The organism is Nostoc commune NIES-4072 (genome assembly GCF_003113895.1).
In the GTDB taxonomy this organism is placed as follows: domain Bacteria; phylum Cyanobacteriota; class Cyanobacteriia; order Cyanobacteriales; family Nostocaceae; genus Nostoc; species Nostoc commune.
On record NZ_BDUD01000001.1, the window covers coordinates 829139 to 844505 of the forward strand.

The 15367-nt window shown below is 39.7% G+C and carries 12 protein-coding genes and 2 pseudogenes; 2 read left to right on the forward strand and 12 right to left on the reverse strand.

Translation table 11 applies throughout. The features are described from left to right. Positions 1–127 precede the first annotated feature (127 nt). The 9 genes and pseudogenes from CDC33_RS03645 to CDC33_RS03685 all read right to left on the reverse strand — a co-directional run. Positions 128–1828 (reverse strand): annotated as a pseudogene (locus CDC33_RS03645) (CheR family methyltransferase); the annotation flags it as partial. A 34-nt stretch (positions 1829–1862) separates the two neighbouring features. Continuing rightward, complete coding sequence (locus CDC33_RS03650; RefSeq protein ID WP_109007337.1) at positions 1863–3395, reverse strand: IS5 family transposase; 1533 nt, start codon at positions 3393–3395, stop codon at positions 1863–1865. A gap of 145 nt (positions 3396–3540) precedes the next feature. After that, a pseudogene (locus CDC33_RS03655) lies at positions 3541–3756 on the reverse strand (CheR family methyltransferase); the annotation flags it as partial. A 399-nt stretch (positions 3757–4155) separates the two neighbouring features. Next, positions 4156–6300: a peptidase domain-containing ABC transporter gene (locus CDC33_RS03660; RefSeq protein WP_109007338.1), complete on the reverse strand. Its 2145-nt coding sequence runs from the start codon at positions 6298–6300 to the stop codon at positions 4156–4158. Between the two features lie 222 nt (positions 6301–6522). Next, positions 6523–6762 (reverse strand): hypothetical protein, encoded by a 240-nt coding sequence (locus CDC33_RS03665; RefSeq protein WP_109007339.1) that lies wholly within the window; start codon positions 6760–6762, stop codon positions 6523–6525. 636 nt (positions 6763–7398) lie between these two features. Then, the gene (locus CDC33_RS03670; RefSeq protein WP_109007340.1) at positions 7399–7641 is read right to left on the reverse strand and encodes a hypothetical protein; all 243 of its coding nucleotides are present in this window, start codon (positions 7639–7641) and stop codon (positions 7399–7401) included. A gap of 108 nt (positions 7642–7749) precedes the next feature. Then, entirely contained in the window at positions 7750–8004 is a 255-nt protein-coding gene (locus CDC33_RS38285) for a hypothetical protein (RefSeq protein ID WP_109007341.1), read from the reverse strand. A gap of 108 nt (positions 8005–8112) precedes the next feature. Then, positions 8113–8361, reverse strand: coding sequence for a hypothetical protein (locus CDC33_RS03680; RefSeq protein WP_109007342.1), 249 nt, complete (start codon positions 8359–8361; stop codon positions 8113–8115). Positions 8362–8469: 108 nt separating this feature from the next. Next, positions 8470–8724: a hypothetical protein gene (locus CDC33_RS03685; protein ID WP_146195771.1), complete on the reverse strand. Its 255-nt coding sequence runs from the start codon at positions 8722–8724 to the stop codon at positions 8470–8472. A gap of 955 nt (positions 8725–9679) precedes the next feature. Between CDC33_RS03685 and CDC33_RS03690 the strand changes: the two genes are divergently transcribed. Beyond that, the gene (locus CDC33_RS03690; protein ID WP_109007344.1) at positions 9680–11014 is read left to right on the forward strand and encodes an HlyD family secretion protein; all 1335 of its coding nucleotides are present in this window, start codon (positions 9680–9682) and stop codon (positions 11012–11014) included. A 99-nt stretch (positions 11015–11113) separates the two neighbouring features. Here the strand turns inward: CDC33_RS03690 and CDC33_RS03695 are convergent, their stop codons facing one another. Beyond that, the gene (locus CDC33_RS03695) at positions 11114–11677 is read right to left on the reverse strand and encodes a hypothetical protein (protein WP_109007345.1); all 564 of its coding nucleotides are present in this window, start codon (positions 11675–11677) and stop codon (positions 11114–11116) included. A gap of 186 nt (positions 11678–11863) precedes the next feature. Further along, entirely contained in the window at positions 11864–13564 is a 1701-nt protein-coding gene (locus CDC33_RS03700) for an alpha/beta hydrolase (protein WP_109007346.1), read from the reverse strand. A gap of 640 nt (positions 13565–14204) precedes the next feature. Here CDC33_RS03700 and CDC33_RS03705 point away from each other — a divergent pair. Continuing rightward, positions 14205–14399, forward strand: coding sequence for a hypothetical protein (locus CDC33_RS03705; protein WP_109012424.1), 195 nt, complete (start codon positions 14205–14207; stop codon positions 14397–14399). Between the two features lie 13 nt (positions 14400–14412). On the opposite strand, the gene CDC33_RS03710 is transcribed toward CDC33_RS03705, so the two are convergent. Then, on the reverse strand, positions 14413–15336 hold the full coding sequence (locus tag CDC33_RS03710) for an ion channel (RefSeq protein WP_109007347.1): 924 nt from the start codon (positions 15334–15336) through the stop codon (positions 14413–14415). Positions 15337–15367: the final 31 nt, after the last annotated feature.

Consider the following 15367-nt stretch of genomic DNA (forward strand, 5'->3'; position numbering starts at 1 on the left):
TCAAAATCCCATTGTTAAAGGTAGGCAAATTTCGCCACACTCTAGTAGTAAGTCGGCACAATAAAATCGTAATACAAGGTTAAAACCCTCTTTCCCCCTGCTCCCTGCTCCCTGCCCCCTGCCTTTTTTATTCCTGCTGCCGTCGTTCTTCCATTCCTTGAGAAGAAATCATACTGCTGACACTCTCTACATCTGCCATCATCAAAACTGCTCCCTGCATTTCAATGCCAAGCAATGGAGTGATTGCCAGGTAACATTTTATTTGCCTACCCCGACGATTGGTAGCATCAAGGATCATTTCCTGAAATTGTTTTTTTCCCGATAGGGAGTCGCGGATGGGCGATCGCAACTGCTCAACAGGTAGCCCAATGTCTAGGCTGAAGATAGACTGTCCTAAAACTTCATCAGTTCGCAAGCCCCATAAATCTTCTACCATGTAATTCCAAATTGATATATTAAAGCTGCTATCAATTACTACTATTCCAGCTTGGAGACTTCTGAGAATAGAGATAAGAAAAATATTAGTACGATTTAGTTCTGTAGTGCGATCGCTCAACTCGCTATTAATTGTTTGTAATTCTTCATTGGTAGATTGTAATTCTTCATTCATCGTCTCCAATTCTTCGTTAGTGGATTGGAGTTCTTCGTTGGTGGTTTCTAATTCTTCATTGGTAGATTGGAGTTCTTCGTTGGTGGTTTCTAATTCTTCATTGGTAGATTGGAGTTCTTCGTTGGTGGTTTCTAATTCCTGTCGGGAGCGTTGCAGCGCCTCTTGGAGTTGAATGTAACGGGTGACATCATGAAAAGCGATGCTTACACCTAAGAAATTGGTGTCGGTGTCTTGCAAAGGCGTAATTCGCACATCCAGATATTGGATTTCTGTGTTGGACAAATAGCGCTCTATATTTGTCAGGGTGATGGGGCGGCGTTCATTATAAGCCCGTTCAATTAGCGATCGCAACTCAATTGGGCGATAAGAAAGTTCCAAATCCTGGAAGGGACGAGCTAAATCTCTGGGGGAAAGGGCAAACAAATTCCGCGCCTGCTCGTTCACCAGCACCAGAGTTCCATTGTTATCAATAACTACTTGGGCGATTGGTGCTGTGTCAAAACCCATATCTTGTAACCGGAGATGTCGAGACAAACGGTTGCTAGATTCGTCATCTACTGAATTTGTCATAATTAAAAGGCGATTGCGGATATTCACCGACAATACCTTAGTAAATATCCGGTTTTTTAAGTCTAATGGCGTAAACAAACTCGAATGCATCAATAGCATTTCCGCTTTTCCCAAAAACAGATAGCCTGCATCATTTAGTGCAAAATGAAACCGAGCTAGAATTCGCCCTTGAGTCTCAGAATTAAAATACATCATGGTATTGCGGCTAACCAGCAAATCTAAGCGCGAAATGGGCGCATCCTGAAGCAGATCGTGGCGACCAAAAATCACTGAGCGGCGCAAGTCTTGGCGGAAGACATAGCGGTTCCCGACAATCTCAAAGTATTTCTGCCGCAGTTGATCTGGCACTGTCTGGATTTCTTTTGCTGAATACGCAGCAATACGTGCCTGGTTGAGAGCCTCTTCATCTACATCTGTGGCATAGATTTTCACTCGTTGGCGAAATTCGTCTGCTCCCAATATTTCAGCCATCAAGATTGCCAGGGTATAAGCTTCTTCCCCAGAAGCACAACCAGCGCTCCAGATGCGGATTTGGTCAGAACTTTTTTTATTTTTAATCAGATTAGGCAACACTTGCTCTGCTAGATATTCCCAAGCTGATGAATCTCGAAAAAAAGCGGTGACGTTAATTAGGGGTTGCTGAAAAAGTATGAAAAAGCAATCTTAAGGGTTGACTAGTTATTCAAGCAAAATCAAAGATAAGCTTTTCTTGTTTATAACTAATAAAATCATAATTTTCAGTTATACGGAACTGCAAAAAAGGTGCAGTTTTCAAAAATAGACATAAAAAAGCATAAAACACCCGCGACAGGTGAGTAGAAAGATTCATCACTAGAAAAGTAATAGCAATTGCAGTTTCAGAAGTGTGGGAAAGTTTCGCCATCACTCGATTGAGGCTAAACCTTCTTTTAGCTTGCCCAAATTTTCCTTCAATACAATTACGAATTCTCTCAGATTCTAAATCTTGTTTCTTTTTTTCTTTACTAACATTGGCTGGTGGTCTTCCCAAAGGAGGACCACTCATGATAATACCTCTTCCTTTGCACCAAGCTCTATTCTCTCTTGTGCGATAAATTTTATCTACATGAACCGATTCTGGATAATAGCCAGTATAGTTTTTATATGCTTCTACTTGTGATTTTAAGTCTCCTGATTCATTAAAATTATCCCAACTAATATGGTCTAAAAATACATACCCATCAAAATAACTAGCTGATAATTTTGCCCCAAATTCCACGGCTTTCCCAGCTTTTCCACGGACAATTGGGCGGATATGTGGTTGGCTTAAACTAACGATTCGGTCATCAATACTCTGTTTTTTATTTTCATACAACCATAGTTGTTGACGATAAACTTCTACAACTACAAGCAACATTTTATATTGTTTAGTACTTAGTTTTTCTAGAGTTGCTCCCGATCTGATTAGCTGGTCAATATGAGATAAGTTTCTTTTGATATATTGAAGCTGCTTTTTAATCGCTTTTTTCCTATCTTTTTGGGATACACGACGTTTTTTAGCGACTTCTAAGTAGTTTTTTCTCGCTATTTCCCGATAAGTCCTTGGTTTTTTCTCTAATGTACCTTTTATCTGTTCATAAAGAAGGTCTATTATTCGTTCTGTCTGTTTTCTTGCTTGATTTAATAGCTCGAAATCTGTTGGATAGCTGATGTCTGCTGGCGCACAAGTCGCATCTAATATTAATTTTCCCCGATTTTTCGGCGTGTTATCTTCTTTTTCTAATTCTTCTATTTTTTTTTGAGTTGATTCAGTTGATTCAGTTGATTCAGTTGCTAAAGTCGAAGATGTTGTCTCTAGCATCCTTTTAACAGTTTCTTGATTTACTTTGTTTACTAAGTCTGCACTAATTCTTTCACGAAAATGGACTAGCATAGATGGATCAAATGGAGCTTCATTAATATAAGATGATATTCCTATGAAGTACTGTAGATAAGGGTTTTCTTTAATTTGTTCTACTGTTTCTCTGTCGCTTATTCCTAGTTTTTCTTTGATTATTAATGCGCCTAATGCCACCCGAAATGATTTTGCTGGCGCTCCCATCTCTGCCGAAAAAAATGAAGAATATTCCTCTTCAAATTCCGCCCACGGTATTAAATCAGCCATAATTACCCAACGATTATCTTCTGATAATTTTCCTTCAAACGGAAGTTCAAAGTTTTCTGGTGGGATTGTAGTTTGCTCCTGCTTTCGGTACATGGTTACTAATGACACACTTTAGTCCTGCTAGTCACGGTGATGCAAGGATTTTGGGTTATTTTACCCTCAACTCTTGCACCTGAATATCTTTCTTTGGTCTGATAATCTAGAGACTGTAACCTTTTCTTTTTTTTCAGCAACCCCTAATTAGGATAGTGTTGAAAAGATAATTGAATTCTTCTGGATCAACTTCTAGGTAGTCTAGATAATCTCCAAAGTTCTCTACGCTCAATGACTGCATTCGCTTGCATACACGACGCATCAAAGTTGAGCGCTTATAGCCTGTAAAATCGAATCCCCGGCTTTGTCTGAGATAAACTAGTAGATTTTCAAATTCGGGGTCTTTTTCTGGGGAAGTCATAGGGCTGAGGGCAAATGAGTGGAGTTATGAACTGCCTCTATGAGTATCAAAGACTCGTCCACGAGTAAAAAAGACTCATTAAAGGAGTTCTAAACCTCATTAATGAGTATCAGAGGCTCATTAATGACGTTAACTCAGAATTTGCACCCAATCCAACAAAGCACCCGAAATGTTGGATTATACCATTTCACTAGAATGAATTCCGAGTCTCATTGCAAAAGTCTACTCAAGTGGACTGAATTAATTATTTAGTCCACTTGAGTGGACTTCAGCTATCAGCCCTGAACTTCAGTTCAGGGCAGGATATCAGTAACTACGACTAGATTTTTAAGCACTTCAGTGCTTACTACAAACTCATCAAATTCAATCAGACAGACCACTAATTAAAACTGTGAGTAATTAAGGGGTTAAAAAGTCTAAATGGTTTCCTGGTTGGGCAAGCAAATCCTCTACTGTTCCCTGAATTTGTAACTTGCCTTGATTAAGCAAAATAATCCAATCAGCACGGGTAATTACTCTAGGACGGTGGCTAATCAGGATTGTGGTTTTACCTTGGCGGTGCAACAACAGTTGATCTAAAACTTGAGATTCACTAACTGGATCGAGTCCAGCAGTTGATTCGTCTAAAATTAGGATTGGTGGATCGTTAACAATAGCTCTTGCTAAAGCCAGTCTTTGGCGTTGTCCACCAGAAATATTTGACCCAAATTCACCTAAAACAGTTTGATATTTTTCAGGTAGTCTACTAATAAAATCATCTGCCTCAGCAATTTGGCAAGCCTTGACAATTTGATCAAAGGTGAGGTGAGGTGAACCTAAGCGGAAGTTTTCAATAATTGTGCGACTCCAAAAATGAGCATCTTGAGGAACCAGAGCAACTTGTTGCCGCAAACAATCAAGAGCTAGGTCTTGCATATTATAAATGCCAAAGCGAATATTGCCAGAATTAGGTGTGTATAATCCGGCAATCAGTTTAGCAAGAGAACTTTTTCCACAGCCTGATGTACCAATTAGGGCAACAACTTTACCACCAGGAATTGTGATGGAAAAATCTTCTAGTAGCTCTAGCCTGCCTGCGTAGTGAAAGTTTAGGTTTTTGCAAATAATATCAGCATCACTAGGAATTTTAGCAAAGGGTTTGCTACTATCGCTTGGAGTTTCAGGTGTGGAATCGATAACTTCTGTTAAGCGTTCCGTGGCAGTTTTGGCACGCGTGAATTCATCTATAAATCCAATTACAGCACCGATTAATGCCAAAAAATTCCCATTCATCCCGTTAAATGCCAGCAGTTGACCGATGCTGAGTTCCTTATTAATAACTAGGGTGCTGCCGAAACCAATCAAACTAACGCTGCCAATAGCATAAACTAAACCAGAAAAGGTACTGTTAATAATTCCAATTTGAACTGTGCGAAATGTCAGGTTTGAGAGCCGACCAAATCTGTTCTGAAATTCTTCCCAAAATTGAGGAGCAGCAGTAGTAGTTTTGAGTGTCAGCGCTCCTTTAAAGCTTTCAACAAGAACACCCTGATTTTCCGCGTCTAAGACCAACATACTTCTGATTTTTTGTTGAAGTGTAGGCAAGAAAACCACCGTAGATGAACTCATGACAATAGCAACAACGACGGCAACAAAGGTGAGTTTCCAGCTATAGAACACCATGAAACCCAAAGAAATCAGTCCGATAAATAATTGGCTAGGCAGACTGATAACTGCTTGAGCAACTAGCTGATTAATTTGTTGAATATCTTGCAATCTGCTAACAATCTCGCCACTGCGACGTGATTCATAGTAAGCCAGAGGCAGCCGCAAGATTGCCCTAGCAAATTCTAGAACTAGCCCTAACTCAAGCTTTTGGGCAAAATTTGCAATCAGGTTAGATTGAACTAATTGCAGACTACTTCCCACCAAATTCATCACCACAACCGCAATAATTACACCAATAAGAAGCTGGGTATCACCTCGAACTAATACATCATCCGTTAGAATTTGAAGCAGAAAAGGAGATGTTAACGAAAGCAGACCGATAAATATAGCACAGAGAAAAGCCTCGAATATTATGCCCCCATAAGGCAATGCCCGCCGCGCAAAGCGCCAAAGACCATTGACTTTATCATCAGGTTGAGCATAAAAACGAACCGAATCTGGCTCTAGCAAAAGCATGACTTGATCTGACCAAGCCTCCATTAATTCATTTCTAGAGACATAACGGATGTTAAAGGCTGGGTCAGCAATTACATATTTTTTGCCTTTCTGACCATACAAAACAACCCAGTGGTAGCCTTTCCAGTGAATGATTGCTGGGAGTGGTGCTTGGTTCATTCGGTCTAATATTTCTTTTGATGCCCTGACCGAACGCGCATTGAAACCAAGTGCCTCTGCTCCTCGCCTCAATCCCAACAATGTCGTTCCAAGTTGCCCCGTGCCTACCGCTTCCCGGATGCGATTTAGTGTAAAGTTACGTCGATAATGTTTGGCAACGGAAGCAAGACAAGCAGCTCCACAATCCTCTTCACTATGTTGTGCAACAACTTGGTATTTCATTTCACACTCCAGTACCCAATAGCATCGTAAAAAAACTTAAAAAAATAGCAGGGTTTCGTCCCTGCGTGGTTAATAATTTGACCAACAGTTTAATTTTACTAAGTAACTGAGCAAAAAAATCAAACTATGTTATGTAATGTAAAATTAATTAGATTCGCTAGTAGTAAGCGGCTCTAACCGCTTACTACTAAACTTTAATTATTCACGCCCGCTTACTTATCACTACCAATCAAATTTTAGTAGGGAGGATAGGTTTATTCCCAGGCTCTTTAATAGTCCTGATACTGAAATTCTTCCTTGGGTAGTTTTCGTTTTCACAACTTTTGTAGTTTGTTTCTTTACTCCTTTTTTGCCAATTATAATATTGGAATAAGAAACCACGTTGCTTTCACCACCACATAGGCTTACTTCTTGAGCTTCAGTTAGGGGGGCAAACATTGGGAAGATTTGAGTGCTTTTCATGATTATAATTAACCTCAGATGTTAATTACGAGTTTTCAAGTTAATGGAAATCTGCATTAACTGAAATATAACGAGAGCTAGCACGTACCAAAACGGCTATATCTTTTTCGCTGTTTTTTACAAACTAGTCAATTCTGATCAATATTCCTCTTGAATCACTCTCGAATGAGAACAATTAAGGCTAAATGCTAAAAGTTTAGATATAACCAGGGTTTAATGATCGTATATTGGTTGGTAAAAATCCCGAAACTAAGGAAAATAAGCAAGACCCTAAATATAAAAGGCTTTGAGATTTTCCTCTGGCTAGAGTAATTAATGGGTATAAACGATTTCTCAAATAGAAGCGCTTAGTTCCTTACTTTACTCTTCAAGGTGAGCAGTATCTTTCACAAAAGCATTAGGTAAGTCCATCAACAGTTGCCTAATAGGAAACGTTGATAGACTTTGTTAACTTTGTTCAACAAAAGTATGCGGTAGGAATAAACGTAATGCTAAAATAACTGCGATAAGCAAAAAAACTCATGTCTTACAAAAAGGCAAACTAGACTGTTGGAGCAGGTTAGTTTGTTTAAGATTAAGACATTTTACCTGAGTAAAGACGCGGTTAATCGTGTCTTTACGTTTATTCTTTCCCTTCTACTTAGGAATAGTAGCGGTGTTAGAAGCTATTACGCCTTTACTCAAAACAACAAGATTTAATTGTAAAATAGTGTTTATGTTCACTAAGGGACTAGGAAGAAGGGGAGGAGTGGGAGTGGGAGTGGGAGTAGGAGCAGGTTTTGTGTTCTCTTCTTTTTTCTTGTCCTTATACCCATATCTACCACCAGACAAATTGGCTTCTTCGGTGGCGGTTAATGTAGCGAACAATATGCTTTCCATAATCTTAGTTCTCGCTTGATTGTTGAATTTAAAACTGCGTCACTTTCAAGTAATGGATATAAACGTAAAGAGTAGATTTTGTCTTTACGTTTATTCTTTTGGTTCTATTTAACCAATCTTAATGTTGTTAACAGCTTCTACGTACTTGCTGTCAGTAATAACATTGACTTGGGTAATACCAGTCAGGCTCACTGTAGGTCTGGGAGCGGGGGTAGGAGCGGGGGTAGGAGCGGGGGTAGGAGCGGGTGTAGGAGCGGGGGTAGGAGCGGGTGTAGGAGCGGGTCTGTGCTTCCTGCTGTACCAACCACCAGACAAACTAGCTTCTTCGGTAACAGTTAATGTGGTGAACAATGTGCTTTCCATAATCTTAGTTCTCGCTTGATTGTTGAGGTTAAAACTACGTCACTTTCAAGTAATAGATATAAACGTAAAGAGTAGATTTTGTCTTTACGTTTATTCTTTTGGTTCTATTTAACCAATCTTAATGTTGTTAACAGCTTCTACGTACTTGCTGTCAGTAATAACATTGACTTGGGTAATACCAGTCAGGCTCACTGTAGGTCTGGGAGCGGGGGTAGGAGCGGGGGTAGGAGCGGGGGTAGGAGCGGGGGTAGGAGCGGGGGTAGGTCTGGGAGCGGGTCTGTGCTTCCTGCTGTACCAACCACCAGACAAACTAGCTTCTTCGGTAACGGTTAATGTGGTGAACAATGTGCTTTCCATAATCTTAGTTCTCGCTTGATTGTTGAATTTAAAACTGCGTCACTTTCAACTAATAGATATAAACGTAAAGAATAGATTTTGTCTTTACGTTTATTCTTTTGGTTCTACTTAACCAATACTAATGTTGTTAACAGCTACTGCGTCTTTGCTGTCAGTAATAACATTGACTTGAGTAATATTGCTCAGGCTCACTGTAGGTCTGGGAGCGGGGGTAGGAGCGGGGGTAGTGGGGGTAGTGGGGGCGGGAGTGGTGGGTGTGGTGGGTGTGGTGGGCCGAGGAGCGGGTCTGTGAATCCTGTACCAACCACCAGACAAACTAACTTCTTCGGTAACGGTTAATGTGGTGAACAATGTGCTTTCCATAATCTTAGTTCTCGCTTGATTGTTGAGATTAAAATTGCGTCGCTTCAAAGTAATAAATACAAACATTAAAAGAGTATATTTGATTACTTTTTTGTTCCGCTAAAAGTATTATACGACTCTTGGTCTAAAGGTCAAGCAATTATTTTTTTAAGAAATATATATTACACCTTTTCAAAAAACATACTACATAGTTCTTCTTTATACAAATTTAATTAAAAAATTTCAATTATCAAAAAATAGCAGATAGCGTCGATATTCATATTCATATAAATATGACGAACTAAAAGATGTCTTTTTTTCAAAAATACATAATTTAAACATATCTAGTATTAATACTGAGAAAATAACGTAAATATAAGCAGTTAAAGATAAGCTTAGTAAAACTAGTATATTCTTTATACAACAAACATCTACGTAAGTAAGAAAAATCACAACTGGGTTTCTGCATTTTCGAATAAGCATATTTACATAAATGTACTTTGCACTAAATTTTTATATACAAAGCTGAAGTAAATTTATATAAATTATTTTAATATAGAATAGCGTAAATTCACTTAATCTTTTATAAATAAAAAATAGGTTTAAAAAAGTTGTAGTTGTTATATCATTTTTTCGGAAATTAATAAAGAAAAGATAAAATTTTACGATAAATATTATAAAGATTTGATGTTCCTACTAAGATGCCTAATTATTATTTAGAGTTAGCTGTATAAAAACCTTGTATTTACATACTAACTATATACAGGTAAAGGACTTATCAGTAATAAAAGTAAAAGCTGTCGCTTTCGCCCTGAAAGGCAAAAACGCCAAAATTATGAGATTTTTGCCAAAAATGTTCTTGAAATAGAAGAGAACTTTTATTTTTAGTATCTCCTTAAATCTTGATCGTCACGCTAACGCTAAGTAGATTTTTTTTGCTAGATTATTTACGGAACCAAAATGTTTTTTAGTATTCATGCTCATAGACCCCCAACCAGACTTTCTCCGCCTAGTCCAAAACGACGAATATCTTCCCTCAGTCAGTATATGGACGAGGTTGGGAGGAATATTTTTAATTGGAAGTGTTGGCGCTGCCTTCAGCCTTGCCAGTGTATTTCAATACAACATCATAGTAAAAGCTGATGCTACTGTCCGCCCAACTGGAGAAATCCGGTTAGTGCAAGCAGCATCTGAGGGAACGGTGACAAGCATCAAAGTGAAAGAAAATCAAGTTGTGAAAAAGGGAGATACGATCGCCCTCATCGACAACTCGCAATTGCAAACTAAAAAAAGCCAACTACTCGGAACTATCGAACAGAATCAGTTACAACGAGCGCAAATTGATGCACAACTAAAAGCGTTAGAAAATCAAATGGCTGCTGAGTCTAATGCAATGAGGCAGGCAATCACATCTGCCAAAGCAGACTTGAGTCGCAACAAAAGAGATTATCAAGATAGACAAATCACTAGTCTGGCACAAGTAGAAGAAATAGAAGCTGGTGTTGAATTAGCTAAAGAGGAATTGAAGCGATATCAGCAGCTAGGAAATACAGGCGCGATCGCTGCTCTCCAAATTAAAGAAAAAGAACAAGCTTTTAAAGCTGCTACTGCTAGACTTGACAACGCTAAAGCTGCACTCAATCCTAGCAATGCTAATGTAGCGATCGCACAAGAACGTATTTCCCAAGAGTTGACCAAAGGTGAGTCTACTATTGCTCAATTGAACAAAGAGAAACAGGAACTCATCAGGCGTCAAGTTGAAATCCAAAATCAAATTAGCAGCGCTCAACAAGAACTTAAACAAGTTTTTATGGAACTGCAAAAAACTGTAATTCGTACCTCTGAGAGCGGTACTATTCTCCAACTAGTATTAAGAAATACTGGACAAGTTGTCCGTGTTGGAGATGCGATCGCTCAAATTGCTCCCAACAATGCCCCTGTTGTAATCAAAGCTCGTGTTGCTTCCTCAGATATTAGTAAAGTCCAATTGTGTAAAGTCGCACAAGTCGCAAAATGTTTAGAGGGGCAAGTACAAATGCGGGTTTCTGCTTATCCGTATCCAGATTATGGCATCCTCAAAGGTGCTGTCAGAGGCATTAGTGCCGATGCCATTACATCTCAGGGTAACAGTACCATTCCAACTGCGCCTTACTATGAGGTGACAATTGAGCCAGAGAAACTTTATTTAAAAAAGAGCGATAAATCCTATCCTATTAAAGCAGGGATGGAAGTTACAGCTGAAATCATTTCCAAAAAAGAAACCCTACTGACATTTATTCTGAGAAAAGCAAGACTGCTAACGGATGTGTAGATTCCTTCCTGTATTCCACGCCATTGAGAAGCACTATAATAATTCAAAATTCACACATTCGCCGAGCGTCTCCTAGAGAAGAAAGTTACATAAGGGAATTTAAACCCCGACTGTAGCTTTCTTCTCGGACGGTAACTGAGCAAAGTCGGAGCCATCTAAACTTCGAGTTAATAATTTTTTAATATTATATTTTTCAGCGAAATTGACTAGCATATCTACCAAGGCTGTAAAAATTTCAAAAATTTTATCAACTAAGGTAGTAGACGGAGGGTAGTTTTCCTCCTGCTTTCCTCGAAAAATGGGATTTACTTGAAAAGTTTGCTGATATAGTTCATCAATTAGTTTTCTATAAATAAATTTTAAAGAGTCGCTGAAATTTAAAAATAAGTTAAAAGCTAAGTATTCTAAATATTTTAAAGACCATATCCAATTATTCTCTTTTCCACTGTTTTGGTTGTTAAGAACATATTGAATTGGGTTGACTGTTGCTTCTAAGCAAAAAAATTTGTTTAAATCTCCATATCCCATGACAAAAAGTGCAAAACAAAGAGCAAAAGATAATCTTTGTGTAAAAGCATTGCTTTTATTTACTAAAAACTCAAAAAAGGCTAATTGAGCAAATTTGGCTGATTCTTTTTCAATTAATGCAAACACTTTTTTCATGATGAAAAAATCCTGCCTGGTAAGTGGCCAATAAGTCTCTATTGAGATATCAGTTGCCGCTTATGGTTTTATGCAGAGTCAGCCAATTCTTTACAAAACTTTACAAACTACGTTACAGTTAGCCTTTTGTGCTTATGCGAGGAGGCGATCGTCTCTCGCCCCCAAATTTTTTTATGGGGTTCAAAATTATTGACTTTTGACTTTTGACTTCCCCCTTTGCGTAGCGTCCTGTAGGGAAGGGGCTGATCCATTCCAAATTTGATTGAATTGATCTGCCGACAACGACTGTAAAATACTAAGATTAAGTGGCGCTTTACTGATAAATGTGGCGTAGGAAGGCTGCAAATAGGAACGGTATTCAGGGCGGTTGAGGAGATGGGTTTGCAAAAAAGCTACGCTGAGAGCGTTGAGATAGGAATAAACAGGGGCACGATCAGGGCCTAGCAAGGCAGGTGGCACAGGTAAGACACCATTTTCAGAAGTAGGTTCTGCGATCGCTGAAAAGTGGGTGGCGTTTTCGATCAAAGCTAGGTACTTATTAGAGTTAGAAAGCCAGGTAAAGGGGCGAATCTGCTCAGATACGGGTGGGGCAAAAATATCTTGACTACCTCCTACCAGCATTACTGGAATTTTTATTTGACTCACTCCGGCCTCACCCAAAACTAAGCTGTCAATTGGATTAATGGCCATGATGACCTTGATACGATCATCTTTGAGTTGGTAATTTCTTAAGGGTAATTTATTTGCTTCACACTGCAACAAGAGCGATAAATTAAAGGATGAATTATTGCGATTACAGTTTCGCCTCAGTTGCTCAAAGTTAATATTTGCTCCTGCTAAAGCCAAAACAGTATAACCGCCAAAGGACTGACCGATCGCGCCAACTTGCTGAAAATTGAGTTTTCCTTGGAGGGTGGGATCAGATTTGTCCAGACGTTCGAGTTCATTGAGGAGATATTTGATATCCAAAGGTCGATTGATAAATTCTGATGGATCTGGCGGCCCGGCCAAACCCGCAAAATATAGTTGAAAGCGTTCGGCATTACTACCAGGGTGTTCCAGTACAGCAACAGCAAAACCATAGGATGCTAAATGTTCAGCCAGGTAGACAAAGGTAGAGCGATCTGAGGCGATGCCATGAGAAATTACAATCAGGGGAAAGGGAGGCGAAGCCAGTTCTTTAGTGCTTTGTGAATCGGCTTCCGGCAGATAGATATCTACCGGTAGACGGCGTGAGCGAGAAAAGTCATTTAGGTCAAAGGTCTTTTTCTGCCAACGGAATTTTCCTGGCGATCGCAAATCTGGCTGTTGTGAGAAATCAATTTTTGAATTGGCTGATTGAGCGATCGCTTCTTTTTGAAGAGAGGCAACAACTTCATCCCTTTTTTTGAGCAATTGTGACAAGTCATCAACTATCTTTAACCCTCCAGTGAAATTCACTCGCACAGTATTGCTAGGAAATTTCCGCAACAAATTCACAACCGTTAAACCTTCGCGATCGGCAGCAGCCAAAATCAAAGAGGCACGTATGGCATAGAACCCGTTCTGTCGAGACTCAGTGAGGAGTAATTCTCCTAGCTGTTGCATCACTTGTTCGCCTATAGGTGAGTAGGTAACTTGAGATACAAGTGTAGGAGTGATATTGAACCTTTGCTGAAGCAGATCCCGCAGTTGAGAGAGTTGTTGAGGCGTAGCACGGCTAGCATAAAATGAAAAATCTTGATCGATTTTGCCAACTTTCGCAAAAGTTTCCAGCGAGTCTACAGACAAGGAGAATTCGCCGAAGGGAGGGTAATAAAAGCTAATACGTTCAGCTCCCAATCCAGGAGTTGCAGTCAAAAACGTAGATAGCAAACCTAAACCCAGGTATCTCAGAAATTTTTTCATTAGAAAAACCCACTGTCTAACCCTGCTAGAGAAGTTTAAGCAGGGAGGAAAGCGGGGCGGGATCTATAACCGCTTTCCTGTTTACTTGGTTTACATATATCAAACAGCTTACAAGCACAAGAAAGCAAGTATTTACAGTCCTAGTACTGCAATGGGGAAATCACGTATTCAAAAATCAAAGGTCAAAAGTATTATGGAATGGGGTTTTTAGGGATTTTAAATGGTTGCTCTATTTCCGCCGTGATCTACTAGTAGTCTGTCTCAAAATTTTTGAGAGGTTAGTGGTGTTAAGATCCCCGACTTCTTGAAGAAGTCGGGGATCTAGTAGCCCCGCAAAATTAATGCGATGAACCACTAGTTTCCTATATACGCTTTAACGAACTTTGGGGGTTTAAGTCCCCAGCAAGATAGGCAGCACGTTTTGTGTCGGGGTCTAAATCCCCGTCACAAAACGTAATTGCGAATTGCGTTAGCGAGGAACGAGCGTCATTGCGAATTGCGAATTGGTTTAAATCGCCGACTTTCAAAGCGAGGTATATATCAAAAAACAATCATCAATGATCAATACATGAGTAGCATAATTTTTCAGCCAAACAGCATCAGTAGAGCGATAATAGATATAGAGATCAAAATATTTTATATGTCCTTCTCCTCGTGTCCCTGTTGTGTTGTCGTCCTCAATCAACAACAAGAGCAAAATATCTCTCACCAAAACCAGTGCCAGGATGTGCCAGTTAACCCCAGCAAGAGGATGGTTAAAAGTTGCACTGTAGTTGAAAATGGTCGGGTTGTCGTTAAACCTTTAGAAGCTCCTGTCAATCAGACTTTGGAGTAACGTTGCAGGCATTTTAACTGTCTTCATCCAAAGGTAAAACATCGTGGAAGCGGTTGTAATCAATATAGCGATGTCCATCGGGTGTGTGATGGAAAATATCGACAAATTGACTATTCCACAAAATCTCATTAGCACCATAAGTATGACGGGCATGGACAACTTGTGCAACCGTTTCATCAATGCCATTCAAAGAGACGATCAGTATAGTATTTGTCTGGATTAACGATTCTGGTGTCATGCCATATAAAGGACTAAACTCATCAATGACATGCATCACTGACCAGCTTAACGTGAAGCTAGGTGTTTGGTTCCTCAGCAGTTTGAGGTCGTGGAACCGACGCATGAACTGCCCTTCTGAGGTTATCTCGTCGCGCATTAAGTAGACTCGCATCTGCGCCTCCAGAATTATATTGCGACGCTGATTAGCGCTGCGAAAGATTAGAGTCGGCATTGCATTATGAGGTGTAATTACAGCAACACGACTAAAAAGCACACGGGCTGTAGGTCGGGAGAATCGAGCAAAAGCTAGTCCCGTCATCACAGCAATTCCCACCAAACCGATCATTGCTTCAATGGTGACAATGATGTTGGCGTAAGTTGTTTTAGGATACAATGCCCCATAGCCGATGGATGCTAGGGTTTGCACGCTAAAGAAAAAGAGATCTGAAAAAGAGCCAGGTCGGGCGTTGGCAATACAATCTCCTCCTATCCAGTAAGCTAGGGCAAATAGAACATTAATAGTTATATAGAAAGTACAGATCAGGATGAGAAAGCCAGTCCAGGGAATCGTTAGCAGCAGATGGTAGGGATCGCGCCAGTAAGAATGCCATGCACCCATACCCATAATCTCAAATTTTCCATCTCGAACTTGAATCTGAATAGGTGGGATCAGACGCTGTTTTTTCTTCGGTGAAAGTCTCTTTAGTCGAAATTTCATTGCAAGTAGCCAAAAAAACGGCAACTGCTTA